The 13,621-nt window shown below is 70.1% G+C and carries 10 protein-coding genes and 1 pseudogene; 3 read left to right on the top strand and 8 right to left on the bottom strand.

Annotation, left to right across the window (positions count from 1 at the left end):
- Nucleotides 1–44 precede the first annotated feature (44 nt).
- The gene (locus tag ABS52_04455; protein ODT04511.1) at nucleotides 45–1,463 is read left to right on the top strand and encodes an integrase; all 1,419 of its coding nucleotides are present in this window, start codon (nucleotides 45–47) and stop codon (nucleotides 1,461–1,463) included.
- Here the strand turns inward: ABS52_04455 and ABS52_04450 are convergent.
- Nucleotides 1,429–2,043, bottom strand: coding sequence for a hypothetical protein (locus ABS52_04450; GenBank protein ID ODT04510.1), 615 nt, complete (start codon nucleotides 2,041–2,043; stop codon nucleotides 1,429–1,431). The two genes, ABS52_04455 and ABS52_04450, sit on opposite strands and share 35 nt — an antisense overlap.
- Nucleotides 2,044–2,100: 57 nt before the next feature.
- A complete protein-coding gene (locus ABS52_04445; GenBank protein ODT04509.1) occupies nucleotides 2,101–2,403 on the bottom strand; it encodes a hypothetical protein in 303 nt (100 codons plus the stop codon).
- An 88-nt stretch (nucleotides 2,404–2,491) separates the two neighbouring features.
- Between ABS52_04445 and ABS52_04440 the strand changes: the two are divergent.
- A pseudogene (locus ABS52_04440) lies at nucleotides 2,492–3,355 on the top strand (hypothetical protein).
- 718 nt (nucleotides 3,356–4,073) lie between these two features.
- Complete coding sequence (locus ABS52_04435) at nucleotides 4,074–4,316, top strand: hypothetical protein (protein ID ODT04508.1); 243 nt, start codon at nucleotides 4,074–4,076, stop codon at nucleotides 4,314–4,316.
- A 484-nt stretch (nucleotides 4,317–4,800) separates the two neighbouring features.
- Here the strand turns inward: ABS52_04435 and ABS52_04430 are convergent, their stop codons facing one another.
- The 6 genes from ABS52_04430 to ABS52_04405 form a co-directional block, all read right to left on the bottom strand.
- Entirely contained in the window at nucleotides 4,801–5,763 is a 963-nt protein-coding gene (locus ABS52_04430) for a hypothetical protein (protein ID ODT04507.1), read from the bottom strand.
- An 11-nt stretch (nucleotides 5,764–5,774) separates the two neighbouring features.
- On the bottom strand, nucleotides 5,775–8,201 hold the full coding sequence (locus ABS52_04425) for a copper-translocating P-type ATPase (GenBank protein ID ODT04506.1): 2,427 nt from the start codon (nucleotides 8,199–8,201) through the stop codon (nucleotides 5,775–5,777).
- A 59-nt stretch (nucleotides 8,202–8,260) separates the two neighbouring features.
- Nucleotides 8,261–9,493: a glyceraldehyde-3-phosphate dehydrogenase gene (locus ABS52_04420; GenBank protein ID ODT04505.1), complete on the bottom strand. Its 1,233-nt coding sequence runs from the start codon at nucleotides 9,491–9,493 to the stop codon at nucleotides 8,261–8,263.
- Between the two features lie 201 nt (nucleotides 9,494–9,694).
- On the bottom strand, nucleotides 9,695–11,122 hold the full coding sequence (locus ABS52_04415; GenBank protein ODT04557.1) for a hypothetical protein: 1,428 nt from the start codon (nucleotides 11,120–11,122) through the stop codon (nucleotides 9,695–9,697).
- A gap of 40 nt (nucleotides 11,123–11,162) precedes the next feature.
- On the bottom strand, nucleotides 11,163–11,837 hold the full coding sequence (locus tag ABS52_04410; protein ID ODT04556.1) for a DNA-binding response regulator: 675 nt from the start codon (nucleotides 11,835–11,837) through the stop codon (nucleotides 11,163–11,165).
- A 105-nt stretch (nucleotides 11,838–11,942) separates the two neighbouring features.
- Nucleotides 11,943–13,478, bottom strand: coding sequence for a hypothetical protein (locus ABS52_04405; GenBank protein ODT04504.1), 1,536 nt, complete (start codon nucleotides 13,476–13,478; stop codon nucleotides 11,943–11,945).
- Nucleotides 13,479–13,621: the final 143 nt, after the last annotated feature.

Genomic DNA, 13,621 nt, shown 5'->3' with positions numbered 1-13,621 from the left:
ATTCAATCGGTCGTCGAAACACCTCTAGTGACGTTGAGGGTTCGATGACCAAGCATTCCGACTGGTTGGCGGCGAAGCGTGTGCAGAAGCCCCTGCGGTCCCCTGGACGCCCACCCGTCGGCCGACGCGAGGACCGTGTCCGCTTCTGGGCGGCTATTGCGCGTGGGCTGTATCCGGAGATGGCAGTGCAGGAGGCTCGGGTGTCGTGGGTGGTGGGGGCGCGATGGTTCCGGCATGCTGGTGGGATGCCGCCCACTCACCTCGCACCCTCCGCGCCGCCGCTCAGCGGTCGCTATCTCTCCTTCGCCGAGCGTGAAGAACTCGCGCTCCTGCGGGCCCAAGGCTTGGGGGTGCGGGACTGCGCACGGCGAATGGGCCGAGCCCCTTCCACGATCTCGCGGGAGCTTCGGCGTAACGCCGCGCGACGCGGAGGCTGCCTCGACTACAAGGCCACGACGGCGCAGTGGCACGCGGATCGCGCGGCGCAGCGCCCGAAGGCCGCGAAGCTGGCGGTCCACCCCAAGCTGCGGCAGTATGTGCAGGACCGCTTGGCCGGCGTGATCGCCACGCCCGGCGGCCGGCGGGTCCATGGGCCGACGGTTGAATGGACCGGCCGGAAGAAAGGGCGACGGCAGCACCGCCGCTGGGGCCGCGCGTGGAGCCCCGCTCAGATCGCGCACCGTCTGATGCTCGACTTCCCCGATGATCCCACGATGCGCATTAGCGCGGAAGCGATCTACCAAGCGCTGTACATCCAAGGCCGTGGGGCGCTCCGCCAGGAACTCACCGCGTGCCTGCGTACGGGGCGGGCGCTTCGCGTGCCGCGTGGCAGGACCGGGCGCAGCGGCAAGCACTTCGTCACACCCGAGATCCTGATCAGCGAGCGTCCGCCCGAAGTGCAGGATCGCGCCGTTCCTGGGCATTGGGAGGGCGATCTCATACTCGGCCTCGAGAGCTCCGCTATCGGCACACTGGTGGAGCGCACCAGCCGCTTTACCCTCCTGCTGCATCTCCCGCGGATGGCCGGCCACACGCCGGGTCTGCGCGTCACGGACACGAAGAACGGTCCGCCGCTCGCGGGGCATGGCGCTGCCGCCGTCCGCGACGCGATCACTCGCGCGATGAAGCAACTGCCCACGCAACTACGTCGTTCTCTGACGTGGGATCAGGGAGCTGAGTTGGCCGAACACGCGGCACTGCGCCTCGACACGGGGCTGGCCGTCTACTTCTGCGATCCGCGCAGTCCGTGGCAGCGTGGCACGAACGAAAACACTAATGGGCTGCTGCGCCAGTACTTCCCGAAGGGTACCGATCTCAGCGCACACAGCGCCTCAGAACTTTCCGCGGTTGCACTCGCGCTCAACACGCGTCCCCGCAAGACTCTTGGCTGGCGAACCCCTGCCGAAGCCTTCAACGACCTACTACGATCTACGCACACCACAACTGTTGCGACGACCGGTTGAATCCGTGCTGGCTTCCCCGATCCGTGTGATGCAAGACCCCTCGCCCCGGCTGCCGCGCCGTGATCGCCATGGCGAGCGCGTCGAGCGTGAGCCCACGCTCCAGGGTGTGTCGCATGCTCCAGCCGATCACACGCCGTGAGCCAAGATCGAGCACGACGGCCAGGTACAGCCACCCTTCCCGGGTGGGCAGATAGGGGATGTCGCCCACCCACACGCTCGCCCACGTGCGGGCGGCTGCGGCCTGCTGCTCGACGCCGAACTGGCGATCCAGCACGTTCTCGGCGACCGGATGCGCATGCGCCGAGTCGGTCGTGCACGCCCGGCGCCGGCGTCGGCGCGCGACCAAGCCATGCGCCTGCATCAAGCGCGCGACCCGCTTGCGCGCCACGTGCTGGCCCTTGGACCTGAGCTCGGCGTGGACGCGCGGGCTGCCGTAGGTGCGGCGACTCGCGCGGTGCACCTCGCGAATGTCGGCGGTAAGCGCGGCATCGGCGGCCGCGCGTCCCGTCGAGCGGCCTGCCGCCTGGCGGGCGCGCCAACCGTAGTACCCGCCGCGCGAGACGCGGAGCAGGCGACACATCAGAGCGACGGAGAGCGACGTCGAACCGGTCCCGGTGCTCGTCGATGCAGCCGTACGTCACCGCGATTCCCGCGCGAAGAACGCCGTCGCTCGCTTCAAAAAATCCCGCTCCTGCTTGGTGACCTCCAACTCTCGCCGGAGACGCCGGATCTCCTCATCCTGGCTCGTGAGCTTCCCATTGCCCGGAAACGCCTCGTGTGGCGCCGGTGCCGCGTTGTACTGCCGCCGCCAGGTCCGCAGCATGTCGGGCCGGATGCCGAGCTGCCGGGCCACCTGACCCGTCGTCCGTCCCGGCTCGCCGGCCAGACGCACCGCCTCCACCGTGAACTCCGCCGTGAACTGCCGTCGCTTCTCGCCCATTGGACACCTCCGCCCCGAACTATAGCGAGGCTATCTGGGTGTCCGTCCCAGCGGGGCAAGGCCAGTTTCAGGTCTCCGTGGTGCGCGCCTGTCGCCTGGCGGGCTTCTCGCGGGCCGCGTGGAACACGCGTGGTATCGGCGCAGTCGCGCGAAGGATCAGGGGGCGCTCCGCCTCCGGATCCGCGACCTCGCGCAGGCCCGTCCGCGCTTCGGGTATTTGCGCCTCCACGTGCTGCTCCGCCGGGAGGGCTGGCTGGTCCACAAGAAGCGGGTGCGGCGGTTGTATCGCCTGGAGGGGTTGCAACTGCGCAATCGGCTGCGCCGACGGTAGCACGTGGCGCTGCACCGTGGGGCGCCCCCGCCGCCGACCGCGCGGGCGCAGCGCTGGAGTAACCATGGAGCATGGACTTCGTGCATGATCAGTTGCTTGTCAGTTGCTCGACGGACGGCCCTTTCGCGTGCTGACCCTGATCTGACCCTGATCTGACCCTGATCGATCACTGGAATCGCGAGAGTGTGCTACTGGAGCCCGCGTTTGGCTTCCGGGGCGCGCGCGTCGCCGCCCTGCTGGATGAGGCCATCGCGCGGGCGGGACGCCCCGTCTCGATCACGTGCGATCCACGTGCGACCACGGCACGGAATTCACCTCCCGCGCGCTCGAAGCGTGGGCCTACGAGCGGGGCGTCCAGCTCGACTTCACGCGCCCCGGTAAACCCACGGATAACGGGCACATCGAGTCCTTCAATGGCCGGCTGCGGGACGAGTGTGGGACGAGTGCTTGAACGTGCAGCACTACGTGTCGCTTGACGACGCCCGCGCCAAGCTCAAAGCTTGGCAGCGGGACTACAACGACCACCGCCCACACAGCGCCCTGGGACACCTGACCCCCAGGGAGTTTACGCGTAAGCGTCAGGACACTGAGGAGCGTTCGCTCGCGGCTACTCCAGCTTAGACCTGTCTCCAAACGGGACCAACGTCACCCTGTCCCTGAGTCTCGTTTGCAACTGTCCGCTTGACGGGGGAGTCTACGGAAGGACAGCAAGGGCCTCTACGGCGTGCGGAAGGTGTGGCACCAACGGCGACGCGAAGAGACGACGGTCGCGCGGTGCACGGTGGAACGCCTGATGTGCGCCGACGGCTTGGCGCGCGTCCGCGACGATGCGGACCGATCTCGCCCTCGACGCGCTGGAGCAAGCGGTGTACGCCCGACAACCGACGGCGTCGCTTATTCACCACTCCGACCGCGAGTTGCAGCATCTCGCGATTCGCTACACCGAACGCCTCGCGGCGCCGGGATTGAACCCTCGGTCGGCAGCCGCGGAGACTCGTACGACACCACCCTCGCGGAGAGCGTGATCGGCCTGTTCAAGACGGATGTCATTCGCCGTCAGGGTTCATGACGTTCCCTCGAGGACGGGGTGAGCGCAACGTGAGGGAGCCTGGCCGAGTCACCAACGGATGAACACCGGGCTGAGCGCGCAGTTGTGCTTGACGGGGCGTGCCGTTGCAATCGCCTCAGAGCGCCCTCAGGCGGTCTTCATCTCTTGCTGACCTCATTCACACGCCAGCGGAGGAGATCGTGGCCGGTCGTTCGTCGGCCTTGGCGACGCGGTCGCCGGCGGGCAACGGGCGGTCTTCGGACGAGGCGAGTCCCGGGGATGCGAGGCAGCATGGCGGGAGAACGCGAGGATGCGAGGACGCGAGCGCCCGATGTGCAGATCCACCGGCCCCGGCCGTCGTCGGAGGATGTCTGCGCCGCCGGTGGAGACGCGTCGGTAGACGTCGCATCCCGCTGCCACAGCCGAGTCGCCTCGCAGTGGCCGACGGTGCTACTGCTGGCGACGCTCGCCACGACAACGTGGTCCGGGGCACTGCACCAGCGCGTCAACCTCATGGCAGAGCTGCTGCGCTAAACGCTCGGTGTACCGTCGTACGCGCTCGCGGTGATCGGTATTGTCGGTATCCACGAGCTCGGGCACCATGTGATCGCTGGGCGCGCTCGCCATGGGTCTGCCCGGCTGTACCGGGCAGCGGCGGCCGACGGCTGCTCCATGACGGCACCACACCGAAGACTCAACTGATGAGGCAGATCCCTCGTCCCTTCTGCGTCGCCCCAGGAAACCTCTCGCCACCTGGTGGCCTCGACTCATCGAAGGCAACGGGCAGTATCCCCTGCGACGCCTCGGCCGACCCAGGTCCGACCGCGTGCGACCGAGCGGCAGCGGCTGCAGCATCGCCCGATGCGCGCCTGTTTGAGTAGTACGCGGACTCGAAGTACCCAGAGTTGAGCCCCCTGTTCATCGGTTGACGACACGGGTGGCGGCGCCGGACGGCAGTGTGCCGATCTCGTCTCTGCCGAGCCGGCCATTCTCCATGTCGATGGCGACCGTGCGCCGTTCACGCGGGTGATGCCGTCGCGCCGACCTTCCGCTGCGTAGCGTTGAGGAAGGACTGGATTTTCGCGACGACCCAGGCTGGGTCACGGAGGAGCAGGTGGTGGTCGCCCCCTGGCCGGACGGCAAGCTGCCACAACCGACGCCCTTGCATCAGCCGACGCGCGCCCGCCAGCGGTGCTGTCTCGTCGCGGTCGCCGTGGAGCATAAGGATCGGGAGAGTGTCAGGCAGTCGTGCGGCGTCCGGCGCCGCGTCGTATCGGTAGACCACCTCCCAGAGCGTGGACGTCGAGGAGCGCCAAGTGTGCTGCACCAGGTCCTCGGCGACCTCCCGCGGGAGGTCCGGCAGGAGCCGCGGCAGCGCACGGCCCACGACGCGTCGCGTGACGATGCACGTGGCGGCCGCAAGTCCGACGTTCGTCATTAGCCACCGCTCCGGCACCCGACTGCGACCGAAGTGGGCGAGCGCAAGTTCCTCATTTCCAAAGTACGGCAGCCCCACGAGCACCAGACCGTCGATGCCCTGGGGGTGGCGTGCAGCGTAGGCGACTGCCAGAAGCGCCCCGAACGAATGCCCGACGAGCGTCACGCGCCCGCGTCCTGCAAGCACGCGGTGAAGTTCCGCGACATGGCGTTCCACGGAGTAGACGGTGTCCGGTTTCGCCGAGAGCCCGAAGCCGAGCGGGTCAACCAGCACCAGGCGGTGGTCTGCCGCGAGGGGGACGACGCGGCTGTCCCAGTACCGCGTCGTGCCGCCCACCCCCGGCAGGAAGACTAGCGTGCGCCCGCCCCCGCCCCGCTCGACCACGTGCAACGGCGGCCCCGCGGCGGACACCGGCTCAGTCGCCAGTGGTTCGGCGGCAGGGTCCGCCGGCTTCGGGATCGCCGGCTTCGGGATCGCGATATGCCCCGCACCCACCACAGCCACCGCGCCCGTGCCGAGTAGCACCCACGACCACGCTCGCATCGTGCCTCCAACTACGACGCGGCCACTCGTTGGGGCCCCGCGGCTCCGGCGTCGGCCGCAAGCACGCGATCGTCGATCGGCCCGCCCGGCGCCTGCCGGCGGATGCCGGGCAGGCGCGTCCACTTGAGCAGCATCGCGTTCACCGCGACGATGAGCGAGCTGCCCGACATCGAGACGGCGGCGACCCAGGGGCTCAGCAGGACGCCGAGGCTCGGATAGAAGACGCCAGCCGCGAGCGGGAACGCGACGATGTTGTAGCCGGTCGCCCACCAGAGGTTCTGCTTCATCTTGCGCACCGTCGCGCGGCTCAGCGCGATCGCGCCGAGCACGTCGTACGGGTCGCTCTTCATGAGCACCACGTCGGCCGTCTCCATGGCGACGTCGGTCCCCGCGCCGATGGCGATGCCGACGTCGGCCTGCGCGAGTGCCGGCGCGTCATTGACGCCGTCGCCCACCATGGCCACCAGCTTCCCCTGGCTCTGCAGCTCCTTGACCTTGTCCGCCTTCTGCCCCGGGAGGACGTCGGCGAACACGGTGTCCATCCCCAGCTCCGCCGCGATCCGCTCGGCGGTCGCCTGGTTGTCGCCCGAGAGCATCGCGACCTGCACGCCGTGCGCATGCAGCTCCTCGATCGTGCGGCGGGAGGAGGGGCGGATGGCGTCGGCGATGGCGATGAGGCCGCCGGGGCGCCCATCGATGGCGGCGAAGAAGACCGTGCGCCCCGCGCCCTGCATCTCGCTCGCGCGTGTCCCCAGACCGTCCAACGCGACGCCGTTGTCCTGCATCAGCTTGCGATTGCCCACGAGGATCGTGCGACCGTCCACCGTCGCCCGGAGCCCGTGCCCGGCGATCCCCTCGAAGCCGGTCGCGTCCGCGAGCGCGAGCTGCCGCTCCCGGGCGTGGTCGACCACGGCGCGCGCCAGCGGGTGCTCGCTCGACTGCTCCGCCGAGCCCACCAGGCGCACGAACTCGTCCTCGGCGACCGGGCTCGAGGGGTCGACGACCACGTCGACGACCCGCGGCTGACCGACGGTCAGCGTCCCGGTCTTGTCGAAGACGATCGTCTGGATCTTGCTCGCCTGCTCGAGCGCAGTTGCGTTCTTGAAGAGGATCCCGTTCAACGCACCCAGCCCGGTGCCGATCATCACCGCCGTCGGTGTGGCCAGGCCGAGCGCGTCGGGGCAGGCGATGACCACGACCGTGATCGCCAGCGTCATCGCGAACATGGCCGGCTCGCCGCCGATCCAGTACCAGCCGACGAAGGTCAGGACGCCGAGGACGATGGCCGCCACCACGAGGAGCTGGGCCGCGCTGTCGGCCAGCCGCTGGGCCGGCGCCTTGGAGTTCTGCGCGATCTGCACCAGCTTGACGATCTGAGCGAGCGCGGTGTCCGCACCGACCTTCGTCGCCCGGAAGCGGAAGGTGCCCATCAGGTTGATCGTGCCGCCCGTCACCGTGTCGCCCGGTCGTTTGTCCAGCGGCAGGCTCTCGCCGGTGATCATCGACTCGTCCACCTTCGACTCTCCGTCGAGCACGTCCCCGTCCACCGGGATCTTGTTGCCCGGCCGGATGAGGACGATCTCCCCCTGCAGCACCGCGGACGTCGGGACCTCGACCGGCTGCCCGTCGCGGACGACCGTCGCCATCGGCGGCGCCAGGTCGAGCAGCGCCCGCATGGCGTTCGACGCGCCGGCCCGCGCGCGCATCTCCATCCAGTGCCCGAAGAGGATGAAGACGAGCAGCACCACCACCGCCTCGTAGAACGTCTCCCCCTCGACGACGAAGGTGGTGACGATGCTGAACAGGTAGCCCGCGCCCACCGAGAGCGCGACGAGCACCGACATGTCGAGCACCCGGTTCTTCAGCGCGCGCCAGCCGCCGACGAAGAACATCTGCCCGCCCCACAGGATCGCCGGCGTGGAGAGGAGGAACATCAGGACGTTGTTCGACAGCCCGAAGGGGGCCTCGAGCCGCAATCCGAAGAGCATCTCCGCCATCGGCGAGTAGAGCACGACGCCGAGGGAGAGCGCGAGCGTCACCCAGAAGCGGCGGCGGACGTCGCGCACCATCGCCTCCATGTCCATCCCGGCGCCGTGCCCCATCTCGTGGGCGAGCTGCGCCGCCGGCTGCGAGACCGGCGCCGCCGCGGGCCGCCCCGGCGGGGCAGGGTGCCCCGCGTGGTCGACCGCGACCCCCGGCTCGGGGGCGCAGAGGTGGCGCGGCACTACCTCGCCGCGGCAGTGGTAGCCGCATTGCTCGATGAGCCGCTCGATCTCGGCCTGGGTGGTCACCGTCTCGTCGAAGCCGACGGTCACCGTCTCGCTCAGGTAGTTCGCCTCGGCGTGGTGCACGCCGGGCTGGCGCTGGAGAAAGGTCTGCAGCGCGGGGGCGGAGCTCCCGCGAAGGAGTCCGCCAGCCTCGAGGACGACTTCACGCATTCGGGTTCACCTCGTACGATGACACGTGCTGCGGCGACTGCCGCGACGACGGATGGCGGTCACGCCTTGCCCTCGGGTGTTCCTGCGGGCCCTGCGGGCCGGTTCGTCGTGGCGCTCCGCCCCGTGCCCCCCATCTGCTCGGGTGTCGGCTCCGGATCAGTCGGCTCCTCAGCGCCCTTGAACCCGACATCCATGAACGCCGCGCGCCGCTCGCGCACGACCGCCAGCTCGGGGTGCGCTACGTCCGCGCCCGTGACGTGCGCCACGGGCTGCGTGGTGCGCGGCAGGAACGCCTTCGTCACACCAAGCGTCGCATCCGTCTTGGCGATGGATGCCGAGCCGTCGTGCTCGATGCCGGTGAGCGCACGGATGCAGTCGATGGTCTCCGGCACGACGATCGACTCGTTGTGCACCTGGAAGGTGAGATAGACCTCGCGGTCGTCGACCGCGAGCGCGTCCTCCCAGACGCCCACCTCCCACATGTCGCCGCGTGGGCGGCCGAGGTCGCGCATCAACTCGACCACGCTGTTGAGCGCCACCAGTCCGTCGCCGCTGCGCACGAAGGCGATGCGCGGCGCGTCCCAGAGCGCGTCACGCAGCTCGTCGAGGCTCACCGGCCGCGTCGTCTCCACCATGGCGAAATGGATGTGGCTCAGGTTGTATGGCCCAGCCCCGGCCATGGTCGTGATGTCGAGATCGGGGATCACCGTCCGGGCGTCGGGACCCTGGTGGCTTGGGACCTTCGTCTCGGGGATGACGGTGTTGATCATCCCGTTCAGGTGCGACTCCCACGGGTCGGTGCCGCGGCGGAGCAACACGGCGCGGGCGCGCTTCACCCAGCCGTGACGGTGCAGCGCGAACAGCACGCGACTCAGCGCGGTCGTGTTGCACGACACCACGCGCGCCGAGTCGCGGCCGAGAGCGCCCTCGTAGTTCACCTGCGCCACGAAGGAGTAGCCGGCCACCTCGTGCTTCTCGCCGCCCTGCCAGATGGACTTCACGCCGGCGGCCTGGTAGCGGGGGCGGTTCTGCGCGCCGATCTTCTTCGGCGTGCAGTCCAGCACCACGTCCACCTGCCCGAGCAGGTCGTCGAGGGAGCCGGCGACGGGGATGCCCGCCGCCTCCATGCCGGCCCGCGCCTCATCGGCAGCCGCGTAGATCGGGTAGTCGCGCTCGACGGCGACGCGGATGCGGTAGTCCGAAACGACGTCGGCCACGCCGACCAGCTCCATGTCGTCCTGCAGCGCGACCGCGTCCGCGATGCGCTTGCCGATCACGCCGTAGCCGTTCACGGCGACGCGGGCTTTGGCTCTCTCTGCCATCATCCTGCTCCTGCAGAAGGGTGGGACGGACTGTGCGAGTGGCGGCCAGTCGATGGGCGAAAGGTTCACTCGCACGCTGAATGCACGCTGAGGAAGCACTGAAAGCCGCGCCGACGCCGCAGCCCGTGGTGGATTGTGAGGTGGGCGGGCCCGGGCGTGGCCGATCCGTCGTCACGCGACCGTGGGTAGGCGGATGCTGACCGTCGTCCCTTGCCCCGGTGCGCTCGCAAGGGCAATGGTGCCGCCGTGCTGCTCGGCGATCCAGCGGGCGATGCCGAGCCCGAGGCCCGTGCCGCCCGGATCGCGGGTGCGCGCCGGGTCGGCGCGGTAGAATCGATCGAAGACGTGCGGCAGATCGTCCGCGGTGATCCCGATGCCCGTGTCACGGACGCTGACCTCGACAACACCGCTCTGCCGGCGAAGCACCACGCCGACGCGCCCGTTCCGGGGCGTGTAACGGAGCGCATTGTCGAGCGGGATGATGAGGAGCTGGGTGAGACGGTCGGGGTCGCCCAGGACGACCACCGGCTCGATGGCTTCGATCTCGAGCCGCTGGCCGCGTGCGAGGTGCCGTACCTCGCCGAGCACGGTCATCAACATCCGATCCAGCTCCACACGCTCGCGACGCATCGGCACGCCCGCGTCGGCCCGGGCCATCGCCAAGAGATCCGCAACCAGGCGGGCGAGCCGCGCCGACTCGGCGTACGCCTCGGCCACCGCTTGCTCCCGCTCCGACGTCGGCATGGCGACATGGCGCCGCAGCAGCTCCAGGTTGGCCTGAATGGCCGTGATGGGTGCGCGCAGCTCATGCGAGGCGTCGGAGACGAAGCGTTGCTGGGCGGCATACGCCTGTTCGAGGCTGCCGAGCATCTCGTTGAACGTCATGGCGAGGCGGCCCAGCTCGTCGCGCGGGGCGCCGACGGTCACGCGCCGCGAGAACATGCGCGACTGCGCAATGTCGTGCGCGGTCGCGGTGAGGAGCGCGACCGGTCGGAGCGCCCGGCCGGCGATGAGCCAGCCGGCCACAAAGGTGAGCGCGCAGCCGAGGACGGCCATGACAGCCATGAGGCGCGCGAACTGCCGGACCGAGGCATCGAGGTGGGCGAGCGAGAGCGCCGTCGCCAGGTAGTGCGGCGTCCCGTCCGGCGTGGTGTCTGGCAGGACGAACACGCGCCACCGTCCCCCGTCGGCTCCTCGCATGAGTCCGAAGGCGCCTGGGCCGTGCTCCGCCGGGTGGAGCGCGGGGGCGAGCGCGGCGACGGCGGGATAGGCGGCCCGTGGTGGCCCGGCGAGCACCGCCCCGACGTCGACGTCGATTGCCGGCGCCGTCGGCAGAAGCGTCTGCCGTCGGTCGTCGGCCCGGTACATCTGGACTCCGGTCCCAAGCCGGTGCGCGCTCGAGGTGATCCGGGCTCGCTCGGCGTCGCTGCGGGCGCCGCCGAGCTCCGCGGCGACGTAGCGGGTAGCGCTCCGCAGCGACGCGTCGAGCTCGTCGTAGTGCGCCCGGCTGTGGACAGCATAACTGTAGACGCACACGAGGACGACGACCGCGCCAGTAAGGGCGCAGTACCAGAGCGCGAGCCGCAGCCGAAGCGACATGGTCACGGGATGTGCTCCCGTGGCCGACTGCTCTTGCTCCTCACGTCTCGCGTAGCACGTACCCCGCGCCGCGGAATGTGTGGATGAGTCGCGGTTCGCCGCCCGCCTCGAGCTTCTGCCGGAGCTGCTTGACGTAGACCTCCAGCACGTTCGAGCTTCCCTCCATGTCGTAGCCCCACACGCGGTCCATGAGGAAGTGCTTGGGCAGGACGCGACGTGGGTGGAGCAGGAACTGCCGCAGCACCTCGTATTCCGTGGCCGTGAGCTCGATGTCGCGCACAGTCCGTAACGCGCGACGCGTGCCGGTGTCGAGGCTCAGGTCGGCGAAGCGTAGCACCTCCGGGGCGTCTTGCTCGCGGCGGCGGAGCAGCGCCTTGACGCGCGCCGCGAGCACCTCGAGAGTGAATGGCTTGATGACATAGTCGTCGGCGCCCTGACGCAGGCCGCGCACCTCGTCGGCCGGTGCGTCGCGCGCCGTGAGCATCATGACGGGCAGTTCCGCGTCGGCGTTCCGCAGGCGCTCGAGTACCTGGAAGCCGTCGAGCCCCGGCAACATGACGTCGAGGATCACGAGGTCGGGTGCGTGATCGCGAGCGATGGCGAGCCCCTGCGCGCCGGTAGCAGCCGTGTCCACGATGAATCCCTCGTAGGCCAGCCCGCGCTTCAGCACGCTGGTCACGGTCGGGTCGTCGTCGATCACGAGGATGCGTGGCATGTCGTTCACCTCTTTCGGTTGATCATTCGGGCCGGCATGGCAGCCAACGCCGGCGCGCTGCCGCACGTCGGGTGCTGCCCGGTCGCCGTCCGCCAAGCGGCCGCCTCACGAGCGCCGCCTCCGGAGGGCGCCAAGCGCGGTGGCGAGAGTCCCCACCACGCCCACGGCGAGGAGCACATCGCCGGCGATGCGGTGCCAACCGTCCACCATCACGAGCATGGCTCCGGCGACGACGAGCGCCGCGGACGCGACCGCGCCCGTGAGCCTCTCGAGGTTCCGGCTCGCGCGCTGCCCGAGCGCGGTGAGCTCCGGCGCATGTACCCGGCCGAGGTCGCCGTCGGCGAGGCGCCGGAGCGTTCGTCGCACGTCGGCCGGCGCCTCGCGCGCCACGCGTTCGAGGTCGCGGGTGAGCTGCCGTCCGTCCCGTAGCAGCCGCTCCGGCGAGTACCGGCGGAGGGCGAGCCGCGCGACCTGGCCCCGGAAGACCTCCAGCACGTCGAGCTGAGGGTCGAGCCGGCGCATGACCGCCTCGGCGAGGAGGAACGCCCGGGCGAGCAGGAGCAGCTCGCCCGGGTTCCGCACGCGATGCTGGCTCCCCACCCGCAGGAGCGATGCGAGCGCGTTCCCCACCGAGATCTCCGCCAGCGATCGCTCCCGCACGTCTCGGAGCAGCGCCGCCAGATCGGCCTCGAGCGCCGGCCGGTCGACGTCGTCGCCGACGAGCCCCAGCTCCAGGTACGTGTCCGTCGCGACCCGCGCGTCGCCGCGCACGACGGCGTCCAGGAGCCGCGTGAGCCCCTCCCGCAGCGGCTCGTCGAGCTCGCCGATCATGCCGAAGTCGTGCAGGCAGAGCCGCCCGTCCGGCAGCACGAACACGTTGCCGGGGTGCGGGTCAGCGTGGAACAGGCCGGTCTCGAACACCTGGTACAGCACCAGCGTGGCGAGCTGCCGCGCCAGCGTCGGCCCTGCCGCCGGGTGCTCCTCCGCGTACCGGTCGATGCGAACGCCCGGCGAGTGCTCCAGCGTCAGCACCGCGCTCGTCGTGCGCTCCGACACGACGTCCGGGATCCACACGCCGTCCACGTCCGCCAGCGCCGCGCGGAAGCGGCGGATCGTCTGGCCCTCGCGGGCGAGGTCGGTCTCGCGACGCAGGCTCTGGCGGAACTCGCGCACCATCCCTACGAGGTCGAGCGAGCGGAACCGCGGTGCCAACTGCTCGGTGAGCGCCGCCAGGTATGCAAGCGTCGCGGTGTCCTCGGCGATCCGCTCGGACAGGCCGCCCCGGCGCACCTTTACGACCACGGCACGGCCGTCGGCCAGCGTCGCGACGTGCACCTGCGCGATCGTCGCCGCCGCGAGCGGCTCGCCCTCGAACGAGCCGAACAGCTCCTCGACGGTGCCGCCGAGCTCCGTTTCGATGGTGGCACGGACCTCGGCGTCCGGCATCGGCGGGAGCCGATCGTGCAGGCGCTCCAACTCGTCGATGTACGCCGCCGGCAGGAGGTCTCGCCGCATGGCGAGCACCTGGCCGAACTTGAGGAAGACGACGCCGAGCTCCTCCAGCGCCTCGCGCGCCTGCGCCGGGGACGGCCAGTGCCGCTCGCCGCGGACGGCGCCGATGAAACCGTGGCGCGCGAGCACCCGCAGGATCCGGCCCAGGCGGGGTGCCGAGCGCAGCGTCGCTGTCATGCCAGAGTCTGGCGCGGTGCGCCGCTCCGCCCTCAGCTGCCTAGCCGTCCGTCCTGCGGATGCGCCCGTCACGATCTCCTCCGGTGTCTCGCGGC

The sequence above is a fragment of the Gemmatimonadetes bacterium SCN 70-22 genome (assembly GCA_001724275.1).
Taxonomy (GTDB): Bacteria; Gemmatimonadota; Gemmatimonadetes; order Gemmatimonadales; family Gemmatimonadaceae; genus SCN-70-22.
The sequence above is the reverse complement of the archived record's forward strand: the minus strand, read 5'-3'. Positions and strand labels throughout refer to the sequence as shown.

What these genes read in the sequence shown, in the direction of transcription:
- ABS52_04445 (ODT04509.1), bottom strand. Translation starts at nt 2,403, where the DNA reads ATGGGCGAGAAGCGACGGCAGTTCACGGCGGAGTTCACGGTGGAGGCG.
- ABS52_04455 (ODT04511.1), top strand. Translation starts at nt 45, where the DNA reads ATGACCAAGCATTCCGACTGGTTGGCGGCGAAGCGTGTGCAGAAGCCC.
- ABS52_04425 (ODT04506.1), bottom strand. Translation starts at nt 8,201, where the DNA reads ATGCGTGAAGTCGTCCTCGAGGCTGGCGGACTCCTTCGCGGGAGCTCC.
- ABS52_04435 (ODT04508.1), top strand. Translation starts at nt 4,074, where the DNA reads ATGGCGGGAGAACGCGAGGATGCGAGGACGCGAGCGCCCGATGTGCAG.
- ABS52_04415 (ODT04557.1), bottom strand. Translation starts at nt 11,122, where the DNA reads ATGTCGCTTCGGCTGCGGCTCGCGCTCTGGTACTGCGCCCTTACTGGC.
- ABS52_04410 (ODT04556.1), bottom strand. Translation starts at nt 11,837, where the DNA reads ATGCCACGCATCCTCGTGATCGACGACGACCCGACCGTGACCAGCGTG.
- ABS52_04430 (ODT04507.1), bottom strand. Translation starts at nt 5,763, where the DNA reads ATGCGAGCGTGGTCGTGGGTGCTACTCGGCACGGGCGCGGTGGCTGTG.
- ABS52_04450 (ODT04510.1), bottom strand. Translation starts at nt 2,043, where the DNA reads ATGTGTCGCCTGCTCCGCGTCTCGCGCGGCGGGTACTACGGTTGGCGC.